This is a genomic window from bacterium, from assembly GCA_035945995.1.
GTDB lineage: Bacteria > Sysuimicrobiota > Sysuimicrobiia > Sysuimicrobiales > Segetimicrobiaceae > DASSJF01.
Window position 1 is genome coordinate 45396 of record DASYZR010000110.1, and the last position, 14071, is coordinate 59466.

The 14071-nt window shown below is 68.6% G+C and carries 17 protein-coding genes and 2 pseudogenes; 13 read left to right on the top strand and 6 right to left on the bottom strand.

Going from position 1 to position 14071, the window contains the following annotated elements:
• The first annotated feature begins 8 nt into the window (after nt 1–8).
• Both VGZ23_12155 and VGZ23_12160 read left to right on the top strand, forming a co-directional pair.
• On the top strand, nt 9–1040 hold the full coding sequence (locus VGZ23_12155; GenBank protein HEV2358344.1) for a DUF2157 domain-containing protein: 1032 nt from the start codon (nt 9–11) through the stop codon (nt 1038–1040).
• Nucleotides 1041–1048: 8 nt separating this feature from the next.
• Nucleotides 1049–1714, top strand: a complete 666-nt coding sequence (locus tag VGZ23_12160; protein HEV2358345.1) for a hypothetical protein — start codon at nt 1049–1051, stop codon at nt 1712–1714.
• 24 nt (nt 1715–1738) lie between these two features.
• Here VGZ23_12160 and VGZ23_12165 read toward each other — a convergent pair whose 3' ends face one another.
• On the bottom strand, nt 1739–1960 hold the full coding sequence (locus tag VGZ23_12165; GenBank protein HEV2358346.1) for a DUF5652 family protein: 222 nt from the start codon (nt 1958–1960) through the stop codon (nt 1739–1741).
• A gap of 10 nt (nt 1961–1970) precedes the next feature.
• Nucleotides 1971–2399, bottom strand: a complete 429-nt coding sequence (locus VGZ23_12170) for a cupin domain-containing protein (GenBank protein HEV2358347.1) — start codon at nt 2397–2399, stop codon at nt 1971–1973.
• A gap of 984 nt (nt 2400–3383) precedes the next feature.
• On the opposite strand from VGZ23_12170, the gene VGZ23_12175 reads away from it, so the two are divergent.
• The 8 genes and pseudogenes from VGZ23_12175 to VGZ23_12210 all read left to right on the top strand — a co-directional run bounded on the left by VGZ23_12175 (nt 3384) and on the right by VGZ23_12210 (nt 7531).
• The gene (locus tag VGZ23_12175; protein ID HEV2358348.1) at nt 3384–3572 is read left to right on the top strand and encodes a hypothetical protein; all 189 of its coding nucleotides are present in this window, start codon (nt 3384–3386) and stop codon (nt 3570–3572) included.
• A 4-nt stretch (nt 3573–3576) separates the two neighbouring features.
• On the top strand, nt 3577–4413 hold the full coding sequence (locus VGZ23_12180; protein HEV2358349.1) for a serine protease: 837 nt from the start codon (nt 3577–3579) through the stop codon (nt 4411–4413).
• Nucleotides 4414–4504: 91 nt separating this feature from the next.
• Nucleotides 4505–4600 (top strand): annotated as a pseudogene (locus VGZ23_12185) (VOC family protein).
• Nucleotides 4601–4798: pseudogene (locus VGZ23_12190) on the top strand (ring-cleaving dioxygenase).
• Nucleotides 4799–4839: 41 nt separating this feature from the next.
• On the top strand, nt 4840–5082 hold the full coding sequence (locus VGZ23_12195; GenBank protein ID HEV2358350.1) for a DUF2630 family protein: 243 nt from the start codon (nt 4840–4842) through the stop codon (nt 5080–5082).
• Nucleotides 5083–5297: 215 nt separating this feature from the next.
• Nucleotides 5298–6305, top strand: a complete 1008-nt coding sequence (locus VGZ23_12200; GenBank protein HEV2358351.1) for a hypothetical protein — start codon at nt 5298–5300, stop codon at nt 6303–6305.
• 23 nt (nt 6306–6328) lie between these two features.
• Entirely contained in the window at nt 6329–6607 is a 279-nt protein-coding gene (locus VGZ23_12205) for a hypothetical protein (GenBank protein HEV2358352.1), read from the top strand.
• Nucleotides 6608–6667: 60 nt separating this feature from the next.
• Nucleotides 6668–7531 carry a GNAT family N-acetyltransferase gene (locus VGZ23_12210; protein ID HEV2358353.1) on the top strand — a complete coding sequence of 288 codons (864 nt, stop codon included), beginning with the start codon at nt 6668–6670 and terminating at the stop codon, nt 7529–7531.
• On the opposite strand, the gene VGZ23_12215 is transcribed toward VGZ23_12210, so the two are convergent.
• Genes VGZ23_12215 through VGZ23_12225 form a run of 3 tightly spaced genes read right to left on the bottom strand, consistent with a single transcriptional unit; the run spans nt 7528 to nt 9957 of the window.
• Nucleotides 7528–8535, bottom strand: coding sequence for an aldo/keto reductase (locus VGZ23_12215; protein ID HEV2358354.1), 1008 nt, complete (start codon nt 8533–8535; stop codon nt 7528–7530). The two genes, VGZ23_12210 and VGZ23_12215, sit on opposite strands and share 4 nt — an antisense overlap.
• Nucleotide 8536: 1 nt before the next feature.
• Complete coding sequence (locus tag VGZ23_12220) at nt 8537–8845, bottom strand: MoaD/ThiS family protein (protein ID HEV2358355.1); 309 nt, start codon at nt 8843–8845, stop codon at nt 8537–8539.
• The gene (locus VGZ23_12225) at nt 8842–9957 is read right to left on the bottom strand and encodes a sialidase family protein (GenBank protein HEV2358356.1); all 1116 of its coding nucleotides are present in this window, start codon (nt 9955–9957) and stop codon (nt 8842–8844) included. The genes VGZ23_12220 and VGZ23_12225 overlap by 4 nt, the downstream gene beginning before the upstream one ends.
• A gap of 209 nt (nt 9958–10166) precedes the next feature.
• Here VGZ23_12225 and VGZ23_12230 point away from each other — a divergent pair, with 209 nt between their 5' ends.
• The 3 genes from VGZ23_12230 to VGZ23_12240 all read left to right on the top strand — a co-directional run bounded on the left by VGZ23_12230 (nt 10167) and on the right by VGZ23_12240 (nt 13614).
• Entirely contained in the window at nt 10167–11774 is a 1608-nt protein-coding gene (locus VGZ23_12230) for an ABC transporter substrate-binding protein (protein HEV2358357.1), read from the top strand.
• A 72-nt stretch (nt 11775–11846) separates the two neighbouring features.
• Nucleotides 11847–12752 carry an ABC transporter permease gene (locus tag VGZ23_12235; GenBank protein ID HEV2358358.1) on the top strand — a complete coding sequence of 302 codons (906 nt, stop codon included), beginning with the start codon at nt 11847–11849 and terminating at the stop codon, nt 12750–12752.
• Entirely contained in the window at nt 12718–13614 is an 897-nt protein-coding gene (locus VGZ23_12240; protein ID HEV2358359.1) for an ABC transporter permease, read from the top strand. Before VGZ23_12235 ends, VGZ23_12240 begins: the two co-directional genes overlap by 35 nt.
• Before the next feature lie 41 nt (nt 13615–13655).
• Here VGZ23_12240 and VGZ23_12245 read toward each other — a convergent pair.
• The coding region (locus VGZ23_12245) for a pyridoxamine 5'-phosphate oxidase family protein (GenBank protein ID HEV2358360.1) at nt 13656–14071 on the bottom strand (416 nt) is incomplete at its 5' end.

Here is a 14071-nt window from a genome sequence, read left to right on the forward strand (position 1 = left end):
GAGGCGACGTGAACATCGCCAAGCGCGATCTCATTCGCGCCGCCACGGAATGCGGGGTATCCGACCAACAGGCGGAGCTCTTGTGGAACACGCTCGACGGACGCCAAGCGGGATTCAGGCGTTTCGACGTACCCACCGTCGCGTACTACCTGGGCGCCCTGGTCGTGATGGCCGCGATGGGGTGGTTCATGACCACGGCTTGGGAGCGGTTCGGCGGCCGCGGCATCCTGCTCATCGCGACGGTGTACGCCGCCTGCTTTGCGCTGGTTGGATACCGGCTCTGGCAGAGCAAAAACTACCGGGTTCCCGGGGGGCTGCTCGTGACGTTCGCGGTCTGGATGGTGCCGCTCGCGATCTACGGGCTCGAACGGACGACAGGTCTTTGGCCCCAGGGCGATCCCGGCGCGTACGCCGGCTACTACATGTGGATCAAGGGAAGTTGGTTCCTCATGGAGCTCGGGACTATTACGGCCGGCCTCGTCGCGCTGCGGTTCGTTCGATTCCCCTTCCTCACGTTTCCGATCGCGTTCGCCTTCTGGTACATGTCGATGGATCTGGCCCCTTTGCTGCTCGGACGGCCGCACGATGTGCTGTGGTACGGCGATGACGCTCTGTGGGTATCGCTCGGCGTGGGGCTGATCATGCTGGTCCTGTCGGCCCTGGTCGACCGGCGAACAGTGGAGGACTACGCCCGTTGGGGCTACCTGTTTGGCCTGCTCTCATTTGCCGGCGGTCTTACGGTGCTGATGCGCACGGAGTCGTCGTGGGCGGCCTACGTCGCCGTCAACCTGGCCTTGATGTTCACGGCAGTCGTCCTGCAGCGCCGCGTGTTTCTCGTCTTCGGCGCGATCGGAGTCTACGTCTACCTCGGGCGCCTCGCCTACGTCGTGTTCAAGGACTCCGTCATGTTCCCGTTCGCGTTGACCGTGCTCGGGCTCGCCATCATCTACGGGGGCGTGCTCTACCAGCGCCATCACGAGCGGATCGAGTCGGGCATCCGCGCGATATGGTCGGGGCGGCCGTCCGCGGCGGCCGACTGAGGCTGCTCGTGCGAGACACGAGGGTGCGGAAGGGCGCGCGCGTCACCTCCGCGGCAACGGCCCGCGCGCTGATGCTGACCGGCGGTTTGATCGTGTGTCTCGCTCTGCCGGGGCGGGCACTCTCCGCGCCGGCGCTCGGGCCCTGCGGCGGTCACGCCCGGGTCGATCCCGGTGCGGGCGTCGGGCCGCTGCGGCTTGGGATGCCGGTGGCCGATGTCGAACGGCTCCTCGGAACTCCGCCGATGCCGGTGAGGCAGGGGACCGTCGCGGGGGTGCCCTGGGAAGACTGGTATTTCTTCCCACGCACCGACGTCGAGGTGTTCGCCAAGGATTCGGCCGTGGTTCAGATCGTGCTGGGAGCCGGCACGCCAGACACCCGAGGGTGCGCGACGGCAGAAGGCATTCAGTTGGGAAGTCCGGCCGCGGCGCTCAGAGCCGCGTACGGCGCACCGGACGGCGTCTCGATTGTCCGGAACCAAGGCGGCGGTCAGGTCATCGCGTTCTGGGTCTACGACAAACGGGGATTGCAGGTGATACTGGACACCGGCAACGACGTCCTGGGGCTGGAAATCTTCACTTCTGGAACGTTTTGCAGCGTGCAGGACAGCCTGCGGGCGCTCGGGTGGCCCCGGCTGGATTGCGCGGCGTTCACGCCGCCCTTGTCCGGCCGGTGATGGCTGCGAGGCCAGGCGCGTGCGTTAGGCGGACTCGCGGGGGCGCGGGGCGAAGAACAGCAAGTACGCGATTTCCAGCAGCCCGGCTGTGTTCACGACGAGGAGCACGACAAACCACGCTGGTTGCTCCGCCCGGGCGGCCCTCCACAACGCGAGCCCCTTCCAAATCAGCGACCACACGATCAGCCCCGCCAGCAGGGCCGGGTGGAGGTGCGGTATTCGTGGCCAGAATCCGAGTGGCCCCATCGGCCGGATACTACCGCCGCCGCTCGTATGGGACGATGTTTTCCCATTCCGACGCGTCGGACCGCGCCACCACGGCGACCACAGGCTCCGTATCGCTCAGGTTAAACACCTCGTGGGGGATCCCCGGCTCGATGAAGATGAAGTCGCCCGCTTCGTTGTCGATCCGGCGCGAACAGTCCGGACCGTATTCGTGGCGGACCCGGCCCTGCAGAATATAGAGCATGACCTCGAACCCGACGTGAATATGAGCGTACGCGACGCCGCCGGGCGGAATCACCGCCACGTTCATGGACAGCTTCTTCGCGCCGACGTTGTTCGCGGACAGTCCCGTCTTGTACCGAATGTTATTCCAGGTCCTGTGCACCGGGCTCCCGCGGACGGTGAGGACGCCGTCGCCGCCGTCCACGCCCTGCCTAACGTCGCCGGTCGAAGATCCCACGGCGCTTCCTCCTCTCGACGTGCCGGATGAGAAGCGGATGCCGGTTCACGCGCTGGGGGAGCGGGGAGTGAGGCCGAACCTTACGGATGAACGAGAATGGCCTCAAACCCGTCGCTTCGTAGACGGCCGGCGAGGCGCTCCGCGCCGGGCCGATCGAGCGTACCTGTGATCCAGACCCGGTGGGGTGGTCCCGTCGGGACATCGACCAGCGTGGCGGCGTACCCATGTGCGCGCAATTGACCGAGAAGTTCTTGAGCGTATTCCGGAACGTTGAACGCTCCGGCCTGAACGTGATAGCCGGCGGGCCGGCCGCCGTTCTCTGGCGCCGGCCCCGCGACCCGAGGCGTGGATCCCGTGGGCGCGGTGGCGGGTGGCGCAGCAATGCGCGCAATGGGTGGCGCCGCGGTGGGCACGGTGGACGCCGGCGGCGACTGGGCGACGTCGGCCGGGGCGGCAGCCGGTGGGGTGCTCGGCGGCGCGGGAGGGAGCGTGACGGCCGGTGGGGCCGACGGTGCCGCGGCGAGCGACGAGTGGGTCGTTCGCGTCAAGAAGTGTGCCAGGGGATACCCCATGGTGGTGGCTATAAATAGGAAAGTAACGACGACCGGCCACCTGTCGCGTTTGGCCGGCGCCGGCCGGGCCGGAGGGGTTGGCTTCAGCGCTGCATCCGCCATTGATTGTTTGCGAAGCTCAGCTATGCGGCGAAATCTCGCGTCCGCTTCGTCTCCGTCGTCGGGTTGTCCAGCCATATCGCGCAACCTGGAAACATTGGCGTTCCGGAACGCGCAACGCGCCCGGATCCCCGCGTGGTGAGTCCAGCGGCGATGTGGCTGCGATGTGAGGTGCGATCGACCCGCTGCCGTTTTTCTAATAAAGCGCATGATATCCTTCCAGGCAGGCGTTTGTTGTCCGTGGCGCGGCAGGAAAACCGCCAAAAGTTGCGCAGATCGGCATGCGAACCGACGGATCGTGCGGAGGAGACGAATGCGGGCGGCAAAGGCAGTGCTCGGGATCATCATGCTCGGAATCGGCGGGGTGTGGTTTCTTCAGGGAGTCCGCGTGCTGCCGGGCAGCTTTATGACCGGCTCACGATTCTGGATGGTGACCGGGGCGTTGGTGGGCGTCGCGGGCATCGCGGTGTTCCTCGACGGCACCCGGCGTCCGGCGCGCTAGGGCGATGCAGGCCGACGCGTGTCGTCCGGCGGCGGCGCGGGTGCCGACGGTGCTGCTCGTGCTGTGCGCCCTTGTGGCGGCCGGCCCCATGCCCGGCCCGCCCGCGGCGCGCGCCGGTGCGCCCGCATTTGGGCCCGGCGTGTTCATCGTCGTGACGGTGGACGCGGGTACCTGGGCACCCTATGAGTACGGGTCGGCATTCTTCTTCAATGCCGAAGGCGACGCCTACACGGCATCGCACGTCGTCTCGCAGGCGGTGACCCATGCGGACCTGAGACTCGTCGCCATCGTGGACGGGGTCGAGTACATCGCCCGCGCCGTGTGCTGGAATCCGGCCTCGCCCGACGGGACGAATACGTACAACCGGGACGTCGCGGTCATTCACGTCGGGCCCGAGGTCCCGTTGTTCCCGATCGGATCCTATCCCCCCGCGGACCGGCGGTTGGCCGCCCTTCCGCTCGCGGTGCGGCGGGGCAGCGCGCCCGTGGCGGGACGCGCCGTGTGGATCGCGGGGTTCGGCGGGCGCCGCGCGGGGCCTGTTTTTGTGCCGCGCACCCAACGGGGACGCGTCATGCGCGTCGAGCCGCTCCCCGACGGCACGGTGGTCGCCAGAATCCAATTCCCGCTTGACGCCGCGCCGGCGGACGGGGATTCCGGCGGTCCCATCCTGGACGCGCAGCGGGCCGTCGTCGGCATGGCCGACTGGAGGCGGACACACCCGCTCACCCCGGGGACCGCGGAGTTGGACGGCGTCGCCGCGGCGTCGCTCGGATGCGTGGCGCGGGTTCCCCCGGAACGCAACCGGCTGGATCCCTCGAATACACCACTCCGGATGCCGTAGGATTTCGCGTCTACGCCCCCAACCCGACCGTCCGGCGCGCCCGGAATACGCCGGCCGACGAGGACGTAGTCAGGGGCAAGGCGGTGCGCGCATGCGTCTCGAGGGCATTCACCACATTACCGCGATCACGGCCGATGCGCGGCGGAACCTGGACTTCTACACCGGCGTGCTGGGCCTTCGGCTCGTCCGGTCGATTTACTTCCGCGAGCCGAGCGGCGTGCTCTTCGAGATCGCGACGATCGGCCCCGGCTTCACGGTCGACGAACCGCTCGAGCACCTCGGCGAATCGCTGTCGCTTCCGCCGGCGCTCGCACACCTGCGCGTCCAACTGGAGCGCGTTCTGACCCCGCTCCCGAATGTGCGTCTGGCCCGGCGTGTTTCCTGAGCTCGCGCACTGTGCAAGAATCATCCGTGGAGGTGTGTGTCATGCAGGATCCGGACGTCGTCGGTCACATCAATCAGCTGGCGGGCGAGGAACACGCGCTGTGGGAGAAAGAGACGCGCGGCGAGGCGACGGAGGAAGACCGGTTGCGCCTCAAGCGGATCCAGGTCGCCCTGGACCAGTGCTGGGACTATCTGAATCAGCGACGCGCCCTCCGGGACGCCCGCCACAACCCTGACGACGCCAAGGTGCGCGACGCGACGACGGTCGAGCGCTATCAGCAATAGCGGACGCCCGCGGTAAGTTCGGCGGCACTTAACCGACGCCCCCGGGGAGGAGTACGTCCCCGGGGGCTCACCCCATCGGCGGCGGGTGGTGTCCCCCGGCTTTCTGCTTCGACCGCCGTCCCCGCTGAATTTCTTTTGAAAAATCCGGCGGCGGCGGCAGGAGCCCACCGCAGCGCGACGAACCGGCGGGGCATTGCCTCGGGGGGAGGTATCTTATGGGTCGCTTTGTTGTCATTGTATTGCTCGCGGGTCTCGTCTCGCTGGTCGCGGGTCCGGTCCGGACGAACGCCGCGACGACCTGGACCGTGCGCGTCGGCGCGTCCGCCACCAATCAGGCCGATCAGGCGCTTGCGTTCCTGCCGCGGATGATCACGATTAATGCCGGTGATTCCGTCCAGTGGAAGCTCGCGGCCGCGGAACACACCATCTATTTTCCGGCGGGGCAGAAGCCGCCGGATCTGATGATCCCGGGAACGACGAAGGGCGAGCTGGTCTGGAATCCCGCCGTCTTTTTCGCGATCCGGCAGCCGGCATACGGCGGCGGCAGCCCCTTTACCGGCGGGGCGCTGCTGAGGGATCCCCAGGCGCCGAAGTCCTTTATGGTCATGTTCACCAAGCCGGGGACCTACGATTATCTCTGCATGTTCCATCCCGGCATGGAGGGTCAGGTCGTGGTCCAGCCGGCCGGAAGCCCGTATCCAATGACGCAGGCGCAGTATGATGCGATGGCGGCCACGCAGGCGCAGGCGGCGTTGAAGGCGGCGAAGGCACTACGGACGGCGGCGGGCCCGATCGTGTCCATGGCCGGCGGCCATCGCAGCTACACCCTCAACCTGGTGGGGTCGGCGAAGGACAACGCCACCTATTACCGCTTCCCCGTGCAGACGCTAATGATCAACCGCGGGGACACGGTGACCTGGGTCATGCGGGACCCGACCGAGCTGCACACGGTGTCGTTCGGCGTGGGGAAGCGCTATTTCGACATCGCGACGATGCGGCCCCAGAAACAGGGCCCGCCCACGCTGCTCGTCACGCCGGACGTCATGGCGCCGGCGGGCGGCAGCGTGCACCGCGGAGCGGGGTTCTACAACTCCGGGTTCCTGGCGACGGAGGGTCCTGCCGCCCGAAGCTACTCGCTCACGTTCACGAAGGCCGGTACGTTCGACTATCTGTGCGCCGTCCACGACGATTTTGGCATGAAGGCGACGATCGTCGTGCGGTAGGCCGGCGGGGGAGGGAAGCGCGAATGATTGTTCAGGCGGTGTTCCACATCCATCCGGACAACAAAGAAAAGGCGAAGGCGGAGATCCGCAAGATCAAGGCGATTATCGCCAAGCACGGCGGGCGGAACCTCAAGTACTATGCGTCGGTAACGTCCGAGACTCCCAATCGGATGTTCGTCTACGAGGTCGACAAGTTGGCGCATTTCGACACGCTCGGCGCCGATCCGGACTTTCGCGACGTGAAACTGGACTCGCTGTATGCCGATGCGGCCATGACATTCTGGGCCGAAGTGGAGGTGTAGCGGCGATGAGCCTCCGGTACCGCGTCCCCGCGCCGCGGTCCGGCGGCTCCTAGCGCGGGCATGCCGTTCGGGATTCGGTCGATCCGGCCGGATGATGCGGAAGAGTGTGGCGCGGTCGCCTTCGAAGCCCATCGCGCCGTTGCGGCCGCGCACAACTTCCCTCCGGAGCACCCATCCGCGGAGTTCTCGACCGGCCTCATCAAGACGAAGGTGGCCGACCCCAACGCGGTGGGGATGGTCGCCGAAGACAGCGGCCGGATCATTGGGAGCGGCTTTCTCAATACGTTTCCCGGCACGCCCGTCGCGGCGGTCGGGCCGCTCACGGTGCATCCGTCCGCCGAAGGCGGGGCAGGCCGGCGCCTGCTTGAGGCCCTCCTGGACGAAGCCCGCAGCCGGCGATTCGATCGGGTGCGCCTCGTGCAGTCTCCGAGTCACCTGCGTTCGCTCGCATTGTACGCAAAGGCCGGTTTCACGGTGCGGGAACCGCTGGTCCTCGTCCAGGCCCCCTCGTCGCCGGGGCGCGGCTCCCAGGGGACGCGCGTGCGTCCGGCCGTCCGAGGCGATCTCGCCGCCTGCCACGAGCTGTGTACGCACGTCCACGGGTTTGCCCGTGATTTTGAGCTATCGCTCGCCTTCGGTCAGGAGACCGCGCTCGCATGCGAAGACGCCGGCCGGATTACCGGCTACGCCACGGGGCTCGGCCTCCGCGGACACGCCGTGGCCCGCACGACGCGCGACCTCTGCGACCTGATCGCCGCGGCTCCACGACTGCCGGCGCCCGGCTTCTTCGTGCCGGCCCGGAACGGGGAGCTCCTCCGATGGCTGCTCGACGCCGGCTTCCGGTTGGTGTGGCCGGCCCATCTCATGACGGTCGGAGACTATGCGGAGCCGCGCGGCGCGTTCTTGCCCTCAATCGCCTTCTAAGAGGACCGGGCTAAGTCGACCACGCGGCGCATGACGTCGCCGGCGACCGGCCCCCGTGCCGTCCACCGGAGGGCGTCTTCCAGCTGTCCCTGGCCGGAGTAGCCGACGAGCACGGTTGAGATGCCCGGCGTCGCGAGGGCGAAGCGCAGCGCGAGCTCCACCGGCCCTTCGCAACCCAGGTCCGCGGCGAGGCCGCGAATCGCGGCGGCCCGCTCGAGATTGCGCCCATACTCGGTCCCCGCGGCCAGGAGCGGCCCGGGATCGCCGGCGTTGGGGTGCCGGGCCGGGCGGGCAGCCAGCGCACCCGCCGCGAGCACGCGAATGTTGATGACGCCCACGCCCGCCGCCGCGGCCGCGCCGATCAGTCCCTCGAAGTCCTGTTCGCCGCCGCTCGCACCCGGGAAGCCGGCGCTGGGGTTCAGGGCATTGAAGTACGTTTGGATGGTCGCAAAGGCGCCCGAGGCAACGGCAGCGTGCAGGGCCGCGGTTTGCCCCAGGCCGGTGATGCCGATGTGGCGCACGAGCCCGCGCGCGACGAGCCGCCGCATCCCCTCGGCCACCGGTCCGCCGACGGTCTCGAGCGTGACGGCGTGGCCGCTGCCCACGACCGGCGGGCCGGCCGCCTGACTCCCGGTGATGGGGTTGTGGAGCTGGAGGAGATCCACGGATTCGCGTCCCAGCCGGCGCAGGCTCGCCTCGCACGAGCGCTCGATCGCCGCGACGGGATTCGCGAGGCCGTCCGGCTGCAGCCGCACCTTCGTGCCCACGACGACGCGGCCCCACGCGCCGAGCTCGCGGAGGACCCGTCCGAGATTTTCTTCCGAGCGGCCGTCTCCGTAACTCGGCGCGGTATCGAAATACGTCACGCCGGCGTCCAGCGCCCGCGCGACGGCCGCCGTCTGGTCGGCGCGATCGCCCCGCACCATCAGGCCGCCCACCGCGCCGGCGCCGAACCCCAGGGCGGAGACGGACAGGCCTGTCCGGCCGAGCGGTCGCCGTTCCACGCTAGCTCCGGGGCGCTCCGCCTGCGATCGCGCCCACGATCAAGAAGGGCTCGGCCCCGGAAGCCACCGCCTCGGGCAGCGGCGCGTCCGGGGGCTCGTGCGAGAGGTCCCGCCCGCACGCGAAGAACCGCACGAGCGCCCGGCGCTCCTGCGTGGCATGGTCGCGGATCGCGCCGCGCAGCATCGGGTAGCGGGCCTCGACGGCATCGAGAACCGAGCGCTGCGTCGCCTGCCCCTCCACCTGCAGGGTCACCTCGCCGCCCGCCTTCGCGAGGGTCCGAAGGTGCGCCGGCAGCACGACCCGGATCATGCCAGGGTCTGTACTTCCACGGACAGCACGGCCGGCAGATCACGGACGATCGGCGCCCAGCTGTCGCCCGCGTCGGCGGACGCGTAGACCTGCCCGCCCGTCGTCCCGAAATAAAGCCCGCACGCGTCGAGCGCGTCCACGGCCATCGCGTCCCGCAGCACGTTGACGTAGCAGTCACGCTGCGGCAGGCCCTTCGTGAGCGCTTCCCACTCGTTGCCGCCCGTCCGGCTGCGGTACACGCGCAGCCGGCCTTCCGGCGGATAGTGCTCGGAGTCGCTCTTGATCGGGATGACGTAGATGGTTTCCGGTTCGTGGGCGTGCACGTCCACCACGAAGCCGAAGTCGCTCGGCAGGTTGCCGCTGATCTCGCGCCACGACTCGCCGGCATCGTCGCTCCGCATGACGTCCCAGTGCTTCTGCATGAAGAGCGTGCCGGGCCGGGACCCGTGCATCGCGATGCGGTGCACGCAGTGGCCGACTTCGGCGGTCGGGTCGGGTATGTGCTCCGACCGCAGGCCCCGGTTGGCCGGCCGCCAGGTCGCGCCCGCGTCATCGGTCCGGAACACGCCCGCGGCCGAGATGGCGATGTAGATCCGGCGGGGATCGCCCGGATCCAGCATGATCGTGTGCAGGCACATCCCGCCGGCGCCGGGCGCCCAGTGAGGTCCCGACCCGTGGCCGCGCAGTCCGGGAAGCTCCGCCCACGTCTTGCCGCCGTCGGTGGACCGGAACAGCGCGGCGTCTTCGACGCCCGCGTACACGACATCGGGATCGGTCCGCGAGGGCTCGAGATGCCAGACGCGCTTGAATTCCCACGGGTGCGGGGTCCCGTCGTACCACTGGTGCGTGCCGGGCACGCCCGCGTACGAGAATTGGTTGCCGACGGGCTCCCAGGTGGTCCCGCCGTCACTCGACCGCTGGATCTGCTGCCCGAACCAGGCGCTGGTTTGCGACGCGTACAGCCGGCTCGGATCCGCGGCCGAGGCCTTGACGTGGTAGATTTCCCAACCGCCGAAGTGAGGGCCGCTGACCTCCCACCGCTCCCGCTTCCCGTCGGACGTCAGGACGAATGCGCCTTTGCGTGTGCCTACCAGAACTCGCACGGTACTCATCGGTCGCCCCTTTCCAACGCGCCGCGCCGGCCGCAGTCCCCTGGATGGGGGCTACGTGCTCTCCATGCCGGAATTCCGCTTCGGCCCGCCCGGCGCCTGCCGCACCGCGGGCGGCCGCGTCGAGCCGCGCGGGCCTGCCGCAGGAACTGGCGGGCTCACAAGTCGAAGCGAGCGCGCCGGGGAGCACCATAGCGAAGGGGGGCGGACTCATGGTTCGCAGGACACTCTGCCGCGCGGGCGTGCTGGCGGTCGCGTGCGCGGTCGCGTTCACAGTGGGGATTCCGAACGGCGGGCACGCCGCGGCGCCCACCAGCATCCGGATCGCGATCGGCATCGACGCGGACACGCTCGATCCCGAGGGACAGACGACCACGACCGTCGCCAACATGGTCGATTACATGTTCGACTCGCTGGTGTGGCCGAACGACGAACGGTCGGGCGTCAAGCCGGGCGAGCCGCAGTACACGAAGCTCGTTCCGCAGTTGGCGACGTCATGGACGGTGAGCCCCGACGGCCTGACCTACACGTTCAAGCTCCGTCAGGGCGTCAAGTTCCAGGACGGCACCGACTTCAACGCCGAGGCGGTCAAGTTCAACGTGCTGCGCTGGCTCGACACGTCGGTGCGCAACCCCAATCGCTACTACTTCACCGACATCGACACGAACCGGGTGGAGACGCCGGACGCCTCCACCGTCGTACTGCACTTGAAGCGGCCGAGCCCGACGCTGCTCGGACGCCTGGCCAGCGGCGTCGGCGAGATTCTCTCGCCGGCCGCGGTCAAGAAGATCGGCAACGACAAGATTCCGCTGGGCCCGGCCGAGGCCGGCACCGGGCCGTACGTGTTCAAGGAATGGGTCCACGGCGACCACATCACATTCGTCCGTAACCCGAACTACTGGGGCCGCAAGCCGTACTTCGACGAGGTCGTCTTCCGCGTGGTGCCAAACGCCGGCACCCGGGAGACGATGCTGCGCGCCGGCGACGTCCAGATGGCGTTCGAGCCCCCCGCCCCGGATGTCCCGGCCCTGCGCAGGGACTCGAATCTACGCGTCGTGGAAGGGCCGAGCGATCGGGACGTCTTTATCGGGCTCAACAACCAGTACGGTCCGCTCCGGGACGCGCGCGTCCGGCAGGCGCTCAACTACGCGATCAACAAGCAGGCGATCATTCACAGCGTGCTCTTCGGCCTGGCCACCGTGCTCGAGTCGCCGACCACGTCGTTCCTGTTCGGGTACACGAAAGTGCAGGCCGGGGGGTGGCCCTTCAACCCCGTGAAGGCGAAGGCCCTGCTGGCCGAAGCCGGCGTCCCCAACGGATTCACCGTGAACTTCCGCACGCCGACCGGCCGCTACATCCAGGACTATCAGTTCGCCCAGGCCGTGGCGGCACAGCTGGCCAACGTCGGCATCCGGGCGCAGATCCAGACCACCGACTGGCCGTCCTACGTTGGCTGGCTGCTCACGCCGCTCGAACGCAGCCCCCTGCAGATCTTCGTGCTCGGGTGGGCGACGCAATACCTCGACGCAGACGGCGAACTGTACGGGCAGTTCTACTCCGGGCAGTGGCCGCCGCACGGGCTCGAGTCGACGTTCTACAAGAATCCGAAGGTCGACGAGCTGCTGGTCGCCGGCCAGACGACGTCCGACCCGAAGAAGCGCCTGGCCATCTATCAGGAGGCGCAGCAGATGATCTGGAAGGACGCGCCCTGGGTGTTCCTCTGGAGCCAGAATTTCTACGTGGTGACGAGCAGTCATCTGGAGGGCGTGACCACGACGCCCAACGAAAAATGGGCGGCGGTCTACGCGACGTGGAAGTAGCGCCGGGGGCCATCGCTGAGCCCCCGCAGGGGGGCAGAGGGTGCCATCGCCGGCGGCTTTCTAAGTTTTGCGATCCGGCGCCTCGTCGCGGCGGTTCCGACGCTGTTCGGGGTCACCCTCATCATTTTCTTCATGGTGCGTGTGCTCCCGGGCGATCCGGCGCGGATCCTCGCCGGCCTCGAGGCGGACCAGGCCGAAGTCGACCGGATTCGTGTCCAGCTCGGACTGACCAAGCCGCTGCCGGTCCAGTACGCGCTCTTTCTGGAGGGCGCGGTGCGCGGCGACCTGGGCCGGTCCTCGATCACTCAGGCGCCGGTGCTCTCCGAGATCACCGCCCGCCTGGGTCCGACGACGCTGCTGGCCGCCACGGCCACGGTGCTGGCCGGCGTCGTCGGGATCGCCTCGGGCATCATCGTCAGCACCCGCCAGTACACGACCAGCGACTACGCGGTGACGGTGCTGGCCCTCGCCGGCGTGAGTATTCCGGTGTACTGGCTCGGCCTGATGCTGATGCTCCTGTTCGCCGTCTTCCTGCATTGGCTGCCCGCGGGGGGCGATACGGCGCCGCAGAGTCTCATTCTGCCGTCCATCACGCTGGCCGCGTTCAGCATGGCGATCATCGAGCGCATGACCCGCAGCAGCATGCTGGAGAGCCTCCGCCAGGATTACGTGCGGACCGCGAGGGCGAAAGGGCTCGCCGACCGCGTCGTCGTCTACCGCCACGGCCTGCGCAATGCCCTCATTCCCGTGGTGACGGTGCTGGGGCTGCAGTTCGGGACGCTCATCGGCGGCGCGATCCTGACCGAAACGACGTTCGCGTGGCCGGGGATCGGCCGGCTGCTGGTCGACGCGATCAGCCGCCGCGATTATCCGATCATCCAGGGCGTCGTGCTGCTCTTTGCCGTGACGTTCGTGCTCGTGAATCTGGCCGTGGACCTGCTTTATGGCTACATCGATCCGCGTATCCGGTACGGCTAGCCCGAGGGCCGAGCGCGCGTTTCGCCACCCGCTGGCGGTCGCCCGGCGGCTGGCCCGCAACCGCGCCGCGATGGCGGGCTTCGCGGTGCTCCTCGTCATGGGCCTGACCGCGCTGCTCGCCGGTGCCTTGCTCCCCTACGGGGCCGACACCGCCGACCTGAACGCGGTGCTCCAGTCGCCGACGGTCGCGCACCCGTTCGGCACCGACCAGCTCGGACGCGACATCTTGGCCCGGATCATCTACGGCGGCCGGATTTCGCTCCTGATCGGCGTGCTGGCGGTGGGCGTCGGCGCCGTGATCGGGGTCCCCTTCGGCGTCGTGTCGGGGTTCTACGGCGGCCGCACGGACGCCCTGATCCAGCGGGCCGTCGACGTCATGCTCTCGTTTCCGGGCTTCCTGCTCGCCCTCACGCTGATCAGCCTGCTTGGCGTCGGTCCGCGCAACGTCGTGTTGAGCGTCGGCATCGCCTCGGTGCCGGTGTACATCCGGCTGGTCCGCGCCGTGACGCTGTCGCTGCGCGAACTCGCCTACGTCGAATCCGCGCGCGCGATCGGCCTCTCCGACCTCCGGATCATGCTGCGCCACGTCCTGCCGAATACGGCGGCGCCGATCATCGTGCAGTCGTCGCTGCAGCTCGGCACCGCGCTGCTGACCGCGGCCGGCCTGGGCTTCCTCGGGATCGGCGTGACGCCCCCGACGCCGGAGTGGGGGACAATGCTCGGTGAGGCACAGACCTACGTGCTGGCCGCGTGGTACATGGGCACCTTTCCCGGGCTCGCGATTTTCGCGGCCGTCATGGCGTTCAATCTGCTCGGCGACGGCCTGCGGGACGCGCTCGACCCGAGGATGAAAACACTCTGACCCCCCCGGCCGCCGTAAGGGGCCAGGGCCTCAGCCGCCGCTTACCGCTCGCCGAACCCCCAGGACGTCACGTGGCGGGGCGTGATCTCGACCATGACGGAGTCGCGTTCCCCGATCGCGGACTCGCCCGGGTACTGCGTGTACTTGCGGTAGAGGAGGTCCCGAATCTTTCGGAACCGGGGCCCGCGCTCGATCAGCGCCGCCGATCCCTGAATCAGCACGCCCTTAAGCAGGCGCCAGTCTTCCGCGTACACGTCCACGATGAGCGCCAGATTCGGCCTGGCCCGCAGGTGCCGCACCTTCAGGCTGTCGCGTCCGGTGGCGAAATACAGGCGTCCGTCCGCCACGACGTGGCAGACCGGCACGACGTGCGGCTGTCCGTCCCGGCCCACCGTCGCGACCCGGGACACGCGTTCCAACGCGACGAGCTTGGCCAGATCCTTGCGCAGCCGCACGA